Origin of the sequence: Micrococcus endophyticus (assembly GCF_014205115.1) — a bacterium.
In the GTDB taxonomy this organism is placed as follows: Bacteria; Actinomycetota; Actinomycetes; order Actinomycetales; family Micrococcaceae; genus Micrococcus; species Micrococcus endophyticus.
Genome location: NZ_JACHMW010000001.1, coordinates 2,503,519 through 2,518,260 on the forward strand (window position 1 = coordinate 2,503,519; position 14,742 = coordinate 2,518,260).

A 14,742-nucleotide genomic window follows, 5' to 3' on the forward strand; every position below is an offset into this window, starting at 1 on the left:
TCGTTTGTTCACCCGGGTGTCCCCGGGGGGACGCCCTCGCCTGCCCCGGGCGTCTCCTCGTTCGCCGGGGGGCCGTCCTCGCCGGGGTCGGCGGGCGGCCCGTCCCTGCCCTTGCGGTCGCGGATGTCCGGCACGGGCGGCTCGTCATGGGGATCCATGCGCTGGCGCTGGGTCTCCCCCGAGATCTCGGCCCCCGGGGCGAGCCACTCCCGGCGCATGGACACCACGCGCAGCACGAGCACGAGCACCATCACCGCAGCCGAGGTCAGCGGGCCGAGGAGCTCCGCCTGGCCGAGGGCCGCCGTCGTGCCCGCGCCGAGGATGGCCGGCAGCGCGTACCAGCCGCGCCCGCCGAACACGGCGGGCGGTTCCCCGGCGACGACGTCGCGCAGGATGCCGCCGCCGACGGCGGTCACCAGGCCCAGCACCGCGGCGGCGACCGGGCTCAGGCCGGCGAGCAGGGCGATGCGCGTGCCCACCACGCAGTACACGGCCAGGCCGATGGCGTCGAAGGCCATGACGGCGTGGTGGCCGCGCTCGCCGTCGAAGATGCGGAGGAACACCGCCAGGGACGCGACCGCGGGCAGGATCAGGTACCAGGGGTTGTCGAAGGCCGCGGGCACGTCCCGGCCGACCACGAGGTCCCGGACGACGCCGCCGCCCGTGCCCACCATGAGGGCCAGCAGCAGGGAGCCGACGATGTCGTAGCCCTTGCGCACGGCGAGCACGGCGCCCGAGATCGCGAAGAAGAACACGCCCACGAGGTCCACGGCGGTGATCGCCGCGGTGATCGCGTCGGCGAGCTCGCCGTGCGCGTCGATCGGCTCGGGCACGTCCCGTTCGAGTTCGGCGGGGTCCTTGGGGGTGGCGGACAGCAGCCACACGGGGAGAGACGGAAGCAGCACCCGCCCATCGTCCCCCGTCAGGCGGTCCCGGGTCAGCCCTGGGCCGAGGCCGGCCCCGTCACAGGGCGGAGCCGGCCTCTCCCGGAGGGACGGGAGCGGCGCCTGGTGGTGCCGCGGGTTAGCGGACGAGCAGTACTCCGGCGCTCCGGGTCAGCGAGCCAGGCCGAAGTGACGCCGGCCGGCGACCAGGGCGCCCGTGCCCGCGGCAGCGACGGCGGCCAGCCACCAGGCCTGGCCGGAGCCGGTCTCCACGGTCTCGGGGACGGTGTGCTCGCCGGCGGGCTCCGAGGGCTCGGAGGCCTCCGGGACGTCCGTCGAATCCGGGGCGGGGGTCGCCGGGGACTCCGGTGCGGGTGCCTCGGACGCGTCGTCCTCGCCCTGGGCCTCGAGGGCCTCCCACACGCGGGCCTCGTCGAACGGGAGACCCGTGCCCTGGACCCCCAGGTGGGGGTCGGCGGCCCGCGGGTCCCCGATCGAGAACGTCACGACGAGCGTCTTCTGCTCGCCGGTGCCGCCGTCAGTGAGGGTGAAGACGGCCTGGTCGGTGCCGGTGAAGCCCTCGTCCGCCACGTAGACGGTGCTGGCGAAGCTGCCGTTCGCCCCGTCGGGGGTCCAGTGCGTGGGATCGCCGATGCGGGGCAGCTCGACGAGGGTGCCGTGCTCCGGCTGCTCGGCCACCGTCATGGTGGAGTCCTCGATGGGGGCGCCGCCGGGGAAGTCGCCGCTGGAGTTGCCCGACAGGTGGACCAGGCGGGAGCCGGGAGCGGCGAGGTGGGTCTGGTGGTCCACCGTCGGGCGTCCGCCGAATTCGTAGGCCTGCGGGCCCCTGGCGTCCAGGAACATGCCGGGGACGTCGTCACCGAGGTCCCGGTCCTCCCCGAACACCAGAGTCGCGGTGGCCTTCCCGTCCACGTAGAGGGTGAAGACGGCGCCGGTGGTGCCCTCCTCGCCGAGGACCCGACGCTGCTCCAGGACGTCCACGTAGCCGGTCTCGAGCTCGGCGTCGTAGGTGAACTCCACGTCCGTCTCCGGGCCCATCTCACCGGGGACGTCATAGGAGATCTCTTCGAGGTCAGTGAAGGACGGGTAGAACGGCGCCACGGTCACGCGGACGTCCTTGACGGCGTGCTGTGTGTAGAAGCGGCCCGTCCGGGGCAAGAGTTCCGTGGAGCCGAAGGTGCCCCCGACGAAGTGCCCGTTCTGCCACCCGTCTGTGGTCTCGGCGGGGGCGGCGAGGGCCGGGGCGGCCGCGGTGGCGGCGAGGCCACCCGCCAGGACGACGGCGGCGAGGGCGGTGGACAGCGGGCGGGTGGTGCGGCGAGCGGACATCAGGTCTCCTCGGGGCGTGCTCTACGGCGCGTCGCGGCCGCCGGGTGGCGGCAACGCCCTCAGCTTGTCCGCGTGGCGCCCGCCACACCAGAGGTGTGCTCAGGTCGTGACCATCCTGTCCTCGGATCGTGACCTGGGCGTCCGAGCCCGCCGGGGGGCCGACGCCCAGGCCGCGTCCGGGCCGCCCCGGGCGGGCCGCCCCGGGGCGGCCGGTCCGGTCAGTCCTGCGCCGGCCCGAACTCCTTGGCCAGCTGGGCCGCCACGCCCGTGTAGCCGGCCGGGGTGAGCTCGAGCAGGCGCGCCTGGGCGCCGTCGGACAGGCCGAGCCCGCGCACGAACTCGCGCATGCGCTCGCCGTCCACGCGGTGCCCGCGGGTGAGCTCCTTGAGGCGCTCGTAGGGGTTGTCCATGCCCTCGACGCCGGCGATCGCCTCGGCGCGCATCACGGTCTGGATCGCCTCGCCGAGCACCTCCCAGTTGGTGTCCAGGTCCCCTGCGAGCACGGCGTCGGCGACCTGCAGCTGGCCCAGGCCCTTGGTGACGTTGGTCAGCGCGAGCACGGAGTGGCCGAGGGCCACGCCGATGTTGCGCTGGCTCGTGGAGTCCGTGAGGTCGCGCTGCCAGCGGGACTCCACGAGGGTGGCGCCGAGGGAGTCGAGCAGGGCGCACGAGAGCTCGAGGTTGGCCTCGGCGTTCTCGAAGCGGATCGGGTTCACCTTGTGCGGCATGGTGGAGGAGCCGGTCGCGCCGGCCACGGGGATCTGCGCGAAGTAGCCGATGGAGATGTAGCTCCACACGTCCACGCAGAAGCCGTGGAGGATCCGGTTGAAGCGCGCGACGTCGGCGTACAGCTCCGCCTGCCAGTCGTGGGACTCGATCTGGGTGGTCAGCGGGTTCCAGGTGAGGCCGAGGTGCTCCACGAAGGACCGGGAGAGGGCCGGCCAGTCCGCGTCGGGCGCGGCGGCGAGGTGGGCGGCGTAGGTGCCGGTGGCGCCGTTGATCTTGCCCAGGTACTCCTGGGCGGCGATGCGCCGGGTCTGACGCGTGAGACGGTGCACGAACACGGACATCTCCTTGCCCAGCGTGGTGGGCGTGGCCGGCTGGCCGTGCGTGCGGGAGAGCATGGGGGTCTCGGCGGCCTCGGCGGCCATCGCGGAGACGGTGGCCACGGCGGCGCGGGCGGCCGGCAGCCAGACCTGCTCGACGGCGTCGCGCACACCCACCGCGTAGGCGAGGTTGTTGATGTCCTCGGAGGTGCACGCGAAGTGCACGAGCGGCTTCAGCCGGCCCAGGCCCAGCCCCTCGAGGCGGTCGGCGATGAAGTACTCGACGGCCTTCACGTCGTGCACCGTGACCTTCTCGGTGGCCGCCAGCTCGGCGACGGAGTCGGCGTCGAAATCCGTGACGATGGCCCGAAGGCCGGCCTTCTGCTCGTCCGTGAGGGGCGTCAGGCCCGGCAGCACGGCGTGCTCGGCGAGATGGATGAACCACTCCACCTCCACGTGGATGCGGTTGCGGTTCAGCGCCGCCTCGGAGAGGTGCTCCACGAGCGGCGCGACGGCGGCGCGGTACCGGCCGTCCAGCGGGCCGAGGGCCGCGCCGGAGTCGGCCAGGGAGCGGCGGTGGTCAGTGGACGCGGGGGAGGGGCCTGCGGGCTGCGTGGTCATGGCTCCATTCTGGCACCGCGGGTGGACGCCGTTCGGCGGCGGGACCCTTGATCACCACGCACCGACATCGGCGAGGGCGGACTCGTCGCCCAGGGAGGAGGTCGGGATCACCGACAGGGTGCCGTCCGACTCGAGGCAGACCGCCGCCACCTGGTCGAGCCCGCCGATGCCCTGGGAACGCACGGCCTGGCGCACCTCGTCCTCCGTGAGCCGGGCCTCGGCCACGGCATCGGTCAGGAGTCGCCCGTGCCGCACCAGGAGGGTGGGCTCCGAGCGGACGAGCGAGGTCTGCACTCGCCGCCGGGAGGTCAGCCAGGAGACGATCACCTGCAGCAGCAGGAGCACTGTGAAGCCGGTGAGCCCGGCCACGAGCGCCGTCCCCGAGGCGGTGACGGTGCTGGCCAGCACCGAGCCGAGGGCCACCGTGACGATCATGTCGAAGGCGTTGAGCTTGGCCAGGGAGCGCTTCCCGCTGACCCGCAGGAGCACGACGACGGCCACGTAGGCCAGCGGGGTGACGATCAGGATGCGCAGGAACTCGTCGAGGGGCGGGAGGAGCATCGGGCCAGTCTGCCGCCGGGCGGGGGAGCGGGCCAGCGCTCCGGCTCGGGCCGGTCCGGCGATCCGCGTGGGCGCCGCGTGGGCATCGGGGGGCCGATCCTGTTTGACTGTCCCCCATGAGCACCGCCCCCGCCCTCGTCACCGTGGTCGAGCGGCCGCACAGCATCCGGCACATGTCGCCCCTGCGGAGGCTGTTCCGCCCGTTCTGGGTGATCCCGGCGCTCGTGAGCCTGGCCGCCGTCGTCGTGGGCCTGACCCTGCCGCTCGTGGACGCGGGCCTGCGCCACCAGATCGGCGTGGCCTTCCCGGGCGGACCGGACGGGGCGCGCAGCGTGCTGGGCACCATCGCGAGCGCGATGATCTCGGTGACGGGCCTCGTCTTCTCCATCACCATGGTCGTGATGCAGCTGGCGAGCAGCCAGTTCAGCCCCCGCATCCTCCAGGACTTCCTCTCCACGCGGATCACGCAGTGGACGCTCGGGGCGTTCGTCGCCTCCTTCGTCTACTCCCTGACCGTGCTGCGGGAGGTGCGCGGCGCGTCCGGCGGCGGGGAGGTCTTCGTGCCCCAGCTGTCCGTCTCCCTGGCCTACGTGCTGGTGCTGACCGCGTTCGCGCTGTTCCTCGCGTTCATCCGCACGATCATGTCCCTGATCCAGGTGTCCGACGTCGTCAGCCGCATCGGCGAGGCCACGTGCCGAGCGGTGGAGGAGCACTTCCCCGAGGCCGACGACGCCCCGGAGCGGGGGACGTGGGCGCCGTCGGGCCCGGAGCGGACCGTGCGGGCGGGCGACCGGCACGGGCACGTCGTCGAGGTGGACGAGCGTCGGCTCGCCGCCCTGGCACGCGAGCACGACCTCCACGTGGAGCTCCTGGTGGGTCCGGGGGACTTCGTCGCCCCCGGCACCGCCTTGGCCCGGGTATGGGGCGACACCGCCGAGGACGCGGACGAGGGCGTGGAGAAGGCCCTGGCGCTCGGTTCCCAGCGCAGCCTGCCGCAGGACCCGGCCTTCGGGGTGCGGCAGCTCGTGGACGTCGCGGAGCGCGCGCTCTCCCCGGGCATCAACGACCCGACGACGGCCACGCAGGTCCTCGCCGAGCTGCGCGTGATCCTCGGGCGGGCGGTCACCCGCCGCGACGCGCCCCGGCACGTGGCGGACGAGGACGGGGCGCCGCGCGTCGCCCTGCGGAGCGACACGGTGGAGGACCTGCTGCGGCTGGCCGTGGAGGAGGTCGCGCACTACGGGGCGGACACCCTGCAGGTGCCGCGGGCCCTCGAGCAGCTGCTCGGGGAACTGGACGCCGTCGCTCTGCCGGAGCACCGGCCGGCGCTGGACCGCACACGGGCGCTGGTCGCCCGCCGGACGGAGGACGACTGATGGACCTGCCACAGATCACGCCGCTCGCCGTCGCCGTGGGGCTGGCCGTCGCCGTCGTCGGCTGGCTCCTGGGGCGACTGCTCGGGGCCGGTGTCGCCTGGCTGTTCGCGCGCCGGGGCCGCAGCCCCAGTTCCGCGCGGGTCTTCGGCAAGCTCGTGGCCGTCGGCGTCACGGTGCTGTCCCTGGGCGCCGCCGTGACCGTCGTGTTCCCCAGCGTGAAGCCGGTGGACCTCCTCGGGGGCATCGGCGTCATCTCCATCGCGGCCGGCATCGCGTTCCAGACCGTGCTCGGCAACATGTTCGCGGGCATGGTGATCCTCGCGCGGGACCGCTTCCGGGTGGGCGACCAGATCCAGGTCGGCGAGCACGCCGGCAACGTCGTGGAGATGGGGCTGTCCTCGACCGCCGTCAAGACCTTCGACGGGCGCCTCGTGCTGATCCCGAACCAGATGCTGCACTCCCAGGCCGTGACCGTGCAGACCGGCTTCAGCGCCGTGCGCTCCTCCCTGCGGGTCGACGTCGAGACGGGGAACGACCTGGCGCGGACCCGGGAGATCGCCGTGCGGGCGATGTCAGAGCTGCCCCAGGTGCTCCGGGACCCAGCGCCGCAGGCGCTGCTCGCCTCGGTGGGCGTGACCACCGTGGGCATGGACCTGCGCTTCTGGTCCGGGGCGCGGCAGATGGAGACGAAGGAGGCCATGGACGCCGTCATCCACGCCGTCCTCACCGCCTTCGAGAAGAACGGCGTGGCCACGGGCGACGACGTCCGCGTGGTCGACGCCGGCCCGGAGCTGCGCCGCATCCTGGAGGGACCGGGTGCTCCGAGAGGGCAGGGCGGCCCCGATTACCCCGGTGGGCTCGCCGGTCCGGGTGAGCCGGACAGGGCAGCCCGCCCCGGCTCAGACTGAAGCGCGGGCGGAGTCCCAGTCCCGGCGTAGCAGGGTGAGACGGACCGAGTCCCATCGCCGGCCCTCCCAGGAGCGGGCCTCGGGGATGCGGGCGACCTCGGTGTACCCGACGCGGACCGCCGACGCGATCATCCGCGCGTTGCCGGACCACGTGACCAGGCTCAGCAGGTGCGCGTCCGTCTCCGCGAACGACGCGTCCGACCACAGCGTGAGCGCCGCCCGCCCGACGCCGCGGCCCCACGTGGTCGGGTCGAACAGCAGGATGCCGAGCTCCCACCAGCCCGAGCCCGCCGGATGCTGCTCCGTGCGGGTCACGAGACCGACGGGGGTGCCGTCCACCGTGACGACCCGGACGTCAGGGTCGCCGACGCGCCGGCGCGCGTGGTCGGCGTCGAAGTCCACGCGGCTCGGCGGGGCGGCCGTGTCCGCGGCGTGGAAGTAGGGGGCGTCCCACCACTTCCACTCGGGGTCCTCGGCGCCGTGGATCCAGGTCCACAGGAAGTCGGCGTCGTCGGCGGCCACCGGGCGCAGCGCGACGTCGGTCCGGGGCGGGGCGTCCGCGCGCGTCCCGGAGGGGCGAGGGGTGGCGGGATCGAGCTCGGTCATGGCGCCATCCTGCCCTCCGCCGCGACGGGGTGGCGAGTGCAACATGCGGACGCGTCCGGTGGCCCGGGGCGCGGTGGACCTACCGTGGCTGACGTCGCGGTCGCCCGGCGTCGGCATGCCGAGAGGGATGAGGAGACCGAGATGACGGAACGGACTGGGCAGGCCCACGAGGCCGGGACGATCGACCGGCTGATGGCCGGGTGGGTCGCCGACGTCGAGACCCCGGACGCCTGCGCCGCCCACCTGCTCTGCGACCGCTGGCCGGCCGACGCCGTGGCGTTCCGGTTCGTGGCGGAGGACATGTCCGCCGTCGACCTCACCTTCGGCGAGCTGGCCGACCGCTCCCGCCGCCTCGCCACCGGTCTCGCCGCCCGCGGCGTCACGCGCGGCGACCGGGTCCCCGTGATGATGTCCAAACGGGAGGAGCTCGTCATCACGCTGCTGGCCCTGTGGCGGCTCGGCGCCGTGCACGTGCCGCTGTTCACCGCGTTCGCCGCGCGGATGCGCATCGAGGGCGCGGCGGCGCGGCTCGTCGTCGCCGAGCCCCGTCAGGCCGAGAAGCTCACGGACATCCCCGGCATCGAGATCATCCGCACCGGCGCGGAGTGGGACGCGCTCGCGGACTCCGCGCCGCTGGCCGAGGACGTCGCCGTCGGCGGGGACGCGCCGATCGCCCTGCTGTTCACCTCCGGCACCACCGGCCGCCCCAAGGGGGTGCCCGTGCCGCTGCGCGCGGCCGCCGCGTTCGCCGTCTACCTCACGTGCGCGGTGGACCTGCGCCCCGAGGACCTGTTCTGGAACGCGGCCGACCACGGCTGGGCGTACGGGCTGTACTACGGGATCGTCGGCACGCTGGTGCTCGGGGCGACCTCGGTGCAGTACCGCGGCGCGTTCTCCCCGGCGACCATGGTCGAGGTGATCCGCTCGCAGGGCGTCACGAACCTCGCCGGCGCCCCCACGATGTTCCGTGCGCTGGCCAAGGCCGGGGAGGTCACCGAGGACGCCCCGCTGCGGCTGCGGCGCGTGTCCACGGCGGGGGAGCCGCTGCCGCCGTCCGTGCTCGAGTGGGGCCGGTCGGCCCTCGGCACGGAGATCCGCGACCACTACGGCCAGACCGAGCTGGGCATGGTCATCTGCACCCTCGCGCACCCCGAGCTGGCCGCGCCGCCCCGCCCGGGTTCGATGGGTGTGCCCCTGCCGGGGATCGCCGCCCAGATCCGGGACGGGCAGATCGCGATCGACGCGGCCTCGCCCCTGTTCTGGTTCCCCGGCTACCTCGGGGAGCCGGAGAAGACCGCGGAGCGCTTCACCCCGGACGGGCGCTGGTACCTGACCGGGGACACCGCCCGGCAGGACGACGACGGCTGGTTCTTCTTCTCCTCCCGGGACGACGACGTGATCCTCGCCGCCGGGTACCGGATCGGCCCGTTCGACGTGGAGTCCGTGCTCATCGACCACCCGCGGGTGCAGGAGGTCGCCGTCGTCGGCCTGCCGGACCCGGAGGGGGTGCGGGGCGAGGAGGTCGTGGCGTTCGTGGTGCCCGCCGGGGCCGTCGTGGACCCGGACGCCCTGGCGGCCGAGCTGCAGGCGAAGGTCCGCGACGAGTACTCCAAGCACGCCTACCCGCGCCGGGTGCACTTCGTGGACCGGCTGCCCAAGACCCCCTCCGGCAAGCTGCAGCGGTTCCTGCTGCGCCAGGGCGCCGCCGACTGAGTCAGCGGTGCACGAGCCGCAGGAACGCGCCGATCATCGGCAGGTCCTCGGGCCCGGTGGGCAGCGCGTCCGCGAGGGCGGGGGAGTGGACGAGGTAGGCGGCCCACTGTCCGCGCGAGATGGACACGTTGAGCCGGTTCCGGTTCAGGAGGAAGTCCAGCCCGCGCGGCACCTCCTGTGGTGAGGACGCGGCCATCGTCAGGATCGCGACGGCGGCCTCCCGGCCCTGGAACTTGTCCACGGTGCCGACGGCGGTGCCCTCGAGGCCGGCGGCGTCGAGCGCCTCCCGGACCGTGGCGACCTGCGCGTTGTACGGGGCCACCACGATCACGTCGGACGGCTCGAGCGGCCGGCCGGGGTCGTCCGGGCCGGTGGACCAGGTGCGGCCGAGCAGTGACTGGATGATCTCGACGACGGCCGCGGCCTCCTCGGGCGAGGACACCGCGTTGCCCGTGTGGGAGACCGGCCAGGGGTGCAGCCCGGGCTCCACACCGTCGAGCCGGCGGGCGTCCGTGACCTCCTCCCGAGCGCCGAGCCGGCCGGCGTAGGAGAGCTCGGAGACCGCGCGGGTGAGCGCCGAGTGCATGCGCCACGAGGTGTCCAGGAAGAAGCCGCGGTCGGCGCGGAGCACGGGGGCGCCCTCCGCGATCCAGGTCAGGGCCGCGTCGCCGATGGGCTGGGGGTGCTCGCCCCTGCTGACCTGGGGGAGCTGCTGCGGGTCACCCAGCAGCAGCACCGTCTCGGCCAGGGCGCTCGCGCCCAGGAGGTGCGCGAGGGAGAGCTGCCCGGCCTCGTCCACCACCAGGAGGTCGACCGGCTGGGCCGCGGCGTTCGCGAAGGTCCACGCGGTGCCGCCCAGGACCCGGCCCGGTGCCAGGAAGGCATGGACCTCCGAGGAGCCCAGGGACGTCCAGCGGTGCAGTCCGTCCGGGTCCTTGGGCTCCTTGCCCACGCGGTCGGGGTCCACACCGACGCCGATCAGCTGGTCGAGGAAGTTCTCCACCACCGCGTGGGACTGGGCCGTGACACCGACCGTCCAGCCCCGGTCCAGGAGTTCCTTCACCGCGCGGCTGCCCACGTACGTCTTGCCGGTGCCGGGAGGGCCCTGCACGGCCACGTAGGAGCCGCGTGCGGACTCGACCGCCTCGACCAGGCCGCCGACGCCGTCCCGCCGGCCGTCTCGTACGTCCGCCCCGATCGCGGCGAGGGTCCGGCCCGTGGTGCGCGGGGCACGGCGCGCCAGGATGTCGAACACCGTTCCTTCCGGCAGCCGGCCGCGGCGGGCGGCCTCGGCGGCCTGCTCCCGGATGCGTTCGAGGAGGCCACCGGGCCGGACATAGTTGAGGTGGAACACCGCCATGGGCACCTCCGCGTGCGGTTCCGGCTCGTACTTGGCGCTGAGGCGCTGCAGCAGGCTGACGCGGAACCGGCCCGGTGCGATCTCCTCCACTTCGGTCACGTCCACGGGCGATCGGCTCTGCCAGCGGACGGCGTTGGGGGCCAGCTCCGCCCCGCGCGGCGGCTGCTCGTACAGGGCATTGAGCTTGAACCTCTCCTGGCTGTTCCGACGCGGCCGGACCTCGGTGCCCGGCTCGAGGCGCCCGGTCACGGTCAGCGTCCGGGCGGGGTTGCTCCTCGGGGTGGGACGTTCCCATGCACCCACCGACTCGACGGTGTCGAACACCAGGTTCGCGCGCGGCTCCTGCCACTCGTCCGGGGCGGACACCGCCCGATCGAACATGGCCCACCACAGCGGCTTGTTCTCCCTCGCGAAGTAGCCCAGGCCCGCGGCCAGCAGGGCGATGCCGCGCCGCCCGCCGTCGAGCTCCGCCTCCGGGGCCCCCGTCCCGCCCGCCTCGCCCCTCTCGACGCCCGCCAGCGCCTGCAGCGAGGCGGCGAGGGCCGCGTCCTGCTCCTGGAGCGACGGCGCGGCCTCGACCAGCGGTTCGTCCCCGGTCGCGGCGTCGTCGACGGGACGGTCCGCGACGGCGGCCTCCTCGGGCTCGACCTGCGCCAGCAGCCAGTCCCGCAGCCGCGCCGTGGAGACGCAGTCGTACCGGTTGTAGTCCTCGATGTCGGCGCGGATCGCCCTCGCGACCTCGGTGTCCCCGGCCTCCATCGCGGCGACGTACCGGTGGTACTCGGTGACGCTGTCCGCCGCCGTCGTGACGCCGTCCTCCGCCCGGTGCTCCGCCCCCATGTAGAGGGGCTCCAGCTTCTTGATGGAGTAGCTCGGCACACCGGCCCGCAGGGCGGCGCGGACCGTGGAGTAGAGGTCCACGAACAACCCCGCGCGCAGCCAGTCGTCCAGCTCGCGCTCGCCCACGCCGTGGCGCACGGTCAGGCGTTTCAGCGCGGTGACCTCGTACGCGGCGTAGTGGTAGATCCGCATCCCCGGGTGGGCCGCGCGCCGCGCCTCCACGAACGCCACGAACTGCTCGAGCGCCGCCCGCTCCTCGCCGCGGGTGTCCGCCCACAGCCCCGTGAACCGGAAGTCCCCGAAGGCCGTGCCGGCGGTGTCCCCGCCCGGGGCCTCCACCCAGCCCCACAGGTACTCCAGCCCCTCCATCTCACCGGAGGGGGCGGTCCACAGCGGGTCGCCCTCGAAGTCGAAGAACACGTCCCCCTCACTGGGCTCGGGCAGCCAGAGGATCGGCACCGGGTCCACGATGGTGAACGGCGGGGTCCCGTCCGGCCGCCGGGGCGCCAGCTGGGCCGCGGCCTGGTCCCGCAGCGCCCGCCACGTGCGCTCCGGCATCCCCGCGGGGGCCGCGGCGGAGTCCGCCAGCTGCTCGATGGTCTCGATCCCGGCCTCCCGCAGCCGCGTGCGCTGCAGGCGGGTGGCCCCGGCGGTGAGCAGCACGTCCCGGTGCGCCTCCACCGCCTCCGCACAGGCCTCGCACGCCCCGCAGACCGCCAGGGCGTCGTCGCCCCAGCGGGCGGGCTCCCCGGAGGCCACGTGTGCCCGCAGCAGGCGCTCCAGCCGGGCCCGCTGGTGCCGATACACCGGGATGACCTCGGCGAGGTCCGCCCGGTGCCGGGTGCCGTCGCCCAGCCAGAGGCTGCCGTGCCGGGTGCGCGGCACGCCCATCCCGTCCAGCAGGTCCGCGTAGGCGGCGACCTGCAGCAGCGCCGTCACGCGGGCGTGCCGGGCCAGCTTGGTGTCCACCACCTCGTAGGCGCCCTCGGGGTGCTCCTCGTCCCGGCGCAGCACCAGGAAGTCGGCGAGGCCGCCGAACGCGCCGTCGTGCAGCATCGCCTGGAAAACGACGGCGGGCCGCCCCGCCAGCGCCTCCGCGGTCCGCTCGCCCGCGGCCGCCACGGTGGCCGCGGTGTACGGGCTCGGCCGTTCCAGCCGCACCACCTGCTCCTCGCCATGCTCGGCCACCAGGCCCCTGAGGGCGCGCTCCTCGTGGGCGTCGCCGAGCCCGGACACGCGCTTCAGCATGGGGTCCTCGACGGCGAGCCGCGGCGCCCGCCCCAGCGCCGGATCCACCTTCATGCGCAGCCACCCGTAGGTGCACGTGGCGGCGGCCGTGATGTCCGAGGGGCTGAGGGAGACGAGCGTGCCGTCGGGCGCGATGCTGACCATGGCCACACCCTAGGCGTGACGCCGGACACGGCAAGGCCGCACCGGTCCGCGCCCGCCGTCGTCATCCGGTGTCACGAGGTGGGCGGCGCGCCGGTCCGACTTGACGCAGGTCACATCGACGGAGTTACCTAATGATCGTTCAGTAATTGGACGCGCGCCCCCGCGCGCGCTCCGCGCCCCACCCCGGGAGAGGACCATGGCCGAGACCCCCCACCACCCCCAGTTCGCGGCGGACCGCGTCGCGCAGTGGCTCGGCGTCACCCTCGAGGTCGCGGAGAAGGGCCACGCCCGCATCCGGATGACCCTGACCGAGGACCACCACAACGGCTTCGGCATGGCCCACGGCGGCGCGGTGTTCGCCTTCGCGGACTCCTGCTTCGCCCTGACCTGCAACGACCCTGGCGGGGACGGCTCCACCATCACCGTCGCCTCCGGCGTCGACGTGAACTTCCTGGCCGGCACCCGCGCCGGGCAGACCCTCGTCGCGGAGGGTCGCCTGGTCGCCGCCGCCGGCCGCTCGGCCGTCTACGACATCACCGTCACCACCGACGACGGCATACCGGTGGCCGCCTTCCGCGGCCGCTCCCGCACCATCCCCGCCCCCGGACGCTGACCGAGGGGCGCACCCGCCGGTGCGCCGCCGTCGTCGACCGCCGCCCCACCGCCCGAACACCCAGGAGGACGCCATGCTCGAGGCCTCGATCCCCAACCCGTACACGCCGGCACCCCTGCCCGCCCCTGCAGACCGCGGGGCGCAGGACCCCGAGGAGACGATGAGCCGGGACCAGATCGAGGCGCTCCAGTTCGAGCGCCTCCGCTGGTCCCTGCACCACGCCTACGAGAACGTGCCCGCCTACACCGAGCACTTCGACGCCCACGGCGTGCACCCCTCCGACTTCAAGGCGCTCGAGGACCTCGCCAAGTTCCCGTACACGGACAAGGAGTTCCTGCGGAAGAACTACCCGTTCGGCGCCTTCGCCGCCCAGGGCCCCGAGCTGCGCCGCATCCACGCCTCCTCCGGCACCACCGGCCAGCCCACCGTGGTCGGCTACACCGACGACGACCTGGCCACGTGGGCCACCCTCGTCGCCCGCTGCTTCCGCGCCGGCGGCATCCGCCCCGGTGACCGCGTGCACAACGCGTACGGCTACGGCCTCTTCACCGGCGGCCTCGGCGCCCACTACGGCGCCGAGCGCATCGGGGCGGCTGTGATCCCGATGTCCGGCGGGCAGACGGAGAAGCAGGTGCAGCTGATCACCGACTTCCAGCCGCGCGCCATCCTCTCCACGCCCACCTACCTGCTGACCATCGCGGACGGCTTCAAGAAGCTCGGCCTGGACCCCCGCGAGTCCTCCCTCGAGGTCGCGATCCTCGGCGCCGAGCCGTGGACCGACGAGATGCGCCGCGAGATCGAGCAGACCTTCGACCTCGACGCCCTGGACATCTACGGCCTCTCCGAGGTCATGGGCCCGGGCGTGGCCGGCGAGTCCGCGGCCACCAAGGACGGCTCCCACATCTGGGAGGACCACTTCCGCCCCGAGATCATCGACCCGCTCACGGACGAGGTCCTCGAGACCGGCCGCCACGGCGAGCTCGTCTTCACCTCGCTCACCAAGCAGGCGCTGCCGATCATCCGGTACCGCACCCACGACCTCACCCGCCTGCTGCCGGGCACCACGCACCCGGGCCACCGCCGCATGGGCCGCATCACGGGCCGGTCGGACGACATGATCATCCTGCGCGGCGTGAACCTGTTCCCGTCGCAGATCGAGGAGCTGGCCCTCAAGGAGCCGGCCCTGTCGCCGCACTTCACCCTCGAGATCACCCGCCCGGACCGCATGGACCAGATGGCCGTGAACATCGAGCGCCGCGATCATGCAACCCTCGAGGAGGCCCAGGCCTGCGCCGCGCACCTGCGCATGGAGATCAAGACGAAGATCGGCTCCTCGTGCGTGATCAACGTGGTGGAGCCGGAGACCCTGGCTCGCTCCTCCGGCAAGCTCAAGCGGATCTACGACCTGCGCGACAAGGGCTGATCCCGCCGACGCCCCCCTCAGCCCGACGGCGGGCGGGCCGGTACAGTGA

At 73.9% G+C, this 14,742-nt stretch carries 11 protein-coding genes; 5 read left to right on the plus strand and 6 right to left on the minus strand.

Annotation, left to right across the window (positions count from 1 at the left end):
• Positions 1 to 8 precede the first annotated feature (8 nt).
• The 4 genes from HDA33_RS11600 to HDA33_RS11615 all read right to left on the minus strand — a co-directional run bounded on the left by HDA33_RS11600 (position 9) and on the right by HDA33_RS11615 (position 4,462).
• Positions 9 to 905, minus strand: a complete 897-nt coding sequence (locus tag HDA33_RS11600) for a trimeric intracellular cation channel family protein (protein WP_158493971.1) — start codon at positions 903 to 905, stop codon at positions 9 to 11.
• A 150-nt stretch (positions 906 to 1,055) separates the two neighbouring features.
• On the minus strand, positions 1,056 to 2,234 hold the full coding sequence (locus HDA33_RS11605; protein ID WP_184173381.1) for a hypothetical protein: 1,179 nt from the start codon (positions 2,232 to 2,234) through the stop codon (positions 1,056 to 1,058).
• A 218-nt stretch (positions 2,235 to 2,452) separates the two neighbouring features.
• Complete coding sequence (gene purB / locus HDA33_RS11610; RefSeq protein WP_184173383.1) at positions 2,453 to 3,901, minus strand: adenylosuccinate lyase; 1,449 nt, start codon at positions 3,899 to 3,901, stop codon at positions 2,453 to 2,455.
• A 51-nt stretch (positions 3,902 to 3,952) separates the two neighbouring features.
• The gene (locus tag HDA33_RS11615; RefSeq protein ID WP_184173385.1) at positions 3,953 to 4,462 is read right to left on the minus strand and encodes a DUF421 domain-containing protein; all 510 of its coding nucleotides are present in this window, start codon (positions 4,460 to 4,462) and stop codon (positions 3,953 to 3,955) included.
• 116 nt (positions 4,463 to 4,578) lie between these two features.
• Between HDA33_RS11615 and HDA33_RS11620 the strand changes: the two genes are divergently transcribed.
• Positions 4,579 to 5,838: a DUF2254 domain-containing protein gene (locus tag HDA33_RS11620; protein WP_184173387.1), complete on the plus strand. Its 1,260-nt coding sequence runs from the start codon at positions 4,579 to 4,581 to the stop codon at positions 5,836 to 5,838.
• On the plus strand, positions 5,838 to 6,746 hold the full coding sequence (locus HDA33_RS11625; RefSeq protein ID WP_184173389.1) for a mechanosensitive ion channel family protein: 909 nt from the start codon (positions 5,838 to 5,840) through the stop codon (positions 6,744 to 6,746). Before HDA33_RS11620 ends, HDA33_RS11625 begins: the two co-directional genes overlap by 1 nt.
• Here HDA33_RS11625 and HDA33_RS11630 read toward each other — a convergent pair.
• Positions 6,738 to 7,352 (minus strand): GNAT family N-acetyltransferase, encoded by a 615-nt coding sequence (locus HDA33_RS11630; RefSeq protein ID WP_221433000.1) that lies wholly within the window; start codon positions 7,350 to 7,352, stop codon positions 6,738 to 6,740. The genes HDA33_RS11625 and HDA33_RS11630 overlap by 9 nt on opposite strands.
• 141 nt (positions 7,353 to 7,493) lie before the next feature.
• Between HDA33_RS11630 and HDA33_RS11635 the strand changes: the two genes are divergently transcribed.
• On the plus strand, positions 7,494 to 9,065 hold the full coding sequence (locus HDA33_RS11635) for an AMP-binding protein (RefSeq protein WP_184173391.1): 1,572 nt from the start codon (positions 7,494 to 7,496) through the stop codon (positions 9,063 to 9,065).
• A gap of 1 nt (position 9,066) precedes the next feature.
• Here the strand turns inward: HDA33_RS11635 and HDA33_RS11640 are convergent, their stop codons facing one another.
• Positions 9,067 to 12,657, minus strand: coding sequence for a TM0106 family RecB-like putative nuclease (locus HDA33_RS11640; RefSeq protein ID WP_184173393.1), 3,591 nt, complete (start codon positions 12,655 to 12,657; stop codon positions 9,067 to 9,069).
• A gap of 196 nt (positions 12,658 to 12,853) precedes the next feature.
• Between HDA33_RS11640 and HDA33_RS11645 the strand changes: the two genes are divergently transcribed.
• Together HDA33_RS11645 and HDA33_RS11650 are read left to right on the plus strand one after the other, a co-directional pair.
• Entirely contained in the window at positions 12,854 to 13,270 is a 417-nt protein-coding gene (locus tag HDA33_RS11645) for a PaaI family thioesterase (RefSeq protein ID WP_184173395.1), read from the plus strand.
• Positions 13,271 to 13,343: 73 nt separating this feature from the next.
• A complete protein-coding gene (locus HDA33_RS11650; RefSeq protein ID WP_158493979.1) occupies positions 13,344 to 14,693 on the plus strand; it encodes a phenylacetate--CoA ligase family protein in 1,350 nt (449 codons plus the stop codon).
• The last annotated feature ends 49 nt before the right edge of the window (positions 14,694 to 14,742 follow it).

What these genes read in the sequence shown, in the direction of transcription:
- HDA33_RS11645 (WP_184173395.1), top strand. Translation starts at nt 12,854, where the DNA reads ATGGCCGAGACCCCCCACCACCCCCAGTTCGCGGCGGACCGCGTCGCG.
- HDA33_RS11630 (WP_221433000.1), bottom strand. Translation starts at nt 7,352, where the DNA reads ATGACCGAGCTCGATCCCGCCACCCCTCGCCCCTCCGGGACGCGCGCG.
- HDA33_RS11620 (WP_184173387.1), top strand. Translation starts at nt 4,579, where the DNA reads ATGAGCACCGCCCCCGCCCTCGTCACCGTGGTCGAGCGGCCGCACAGC.
- HDA33_RS11625 (WP_184173389.1), top strand. Translation starts at nt 5,838, where the DNA reads ATGGACCTGCCACAGATCACGCCGCTCGCCGTCGCCGTGGGGCTGGCC.
- HDA33_RS11635 (WP_184173391.1), top strand. Translation starts at nt 7,494, where the DNA reads ATGACGGAACGGACTGGGCAGGCCCACGAGGCCGGGACGATCGACCGG.
- HDA33_RS11640 (WP_184173393.1), bottom strand. Translation starts at nt 12,657, where the DNA reads ATGGTCAGCATCGCGCCCGACGGCACGCTCGTCTCCCTCAGCCCCTCG.
- HDA33_RS11605 (WP_184173381.1), bottom strand. Translation starts at nt 2,234, where the DNA reads ATGTCCGCTCGCCGCACCACCCGCCCGCTGTCCACCGCCCTCGCCGCC.
- HDA33_RS11650 (WP_158493979.1), top strand. Translation starts at nt 13,344, where the DNA reads ATGCTCGAGGCCTCGATCCCCAACCCGTACACGCCGGCACCCCTGCCC.
- purB (WP_184173383.1), bottom strand. Translation starts at nt 3,901, where the DNA reads ATGACCACGCAGCCCGCAGGCCCCTCCCCCGCGTCCACTGACCACCGC.
- HDA33_RS11615 (WP_184173385.1), bottom strand. Translation starts at nt 4,462, where the DNA reads ATGCTCCTCCCGCCCCTCGACGAGTTCCTGCGCATCCTGATCGTCACC.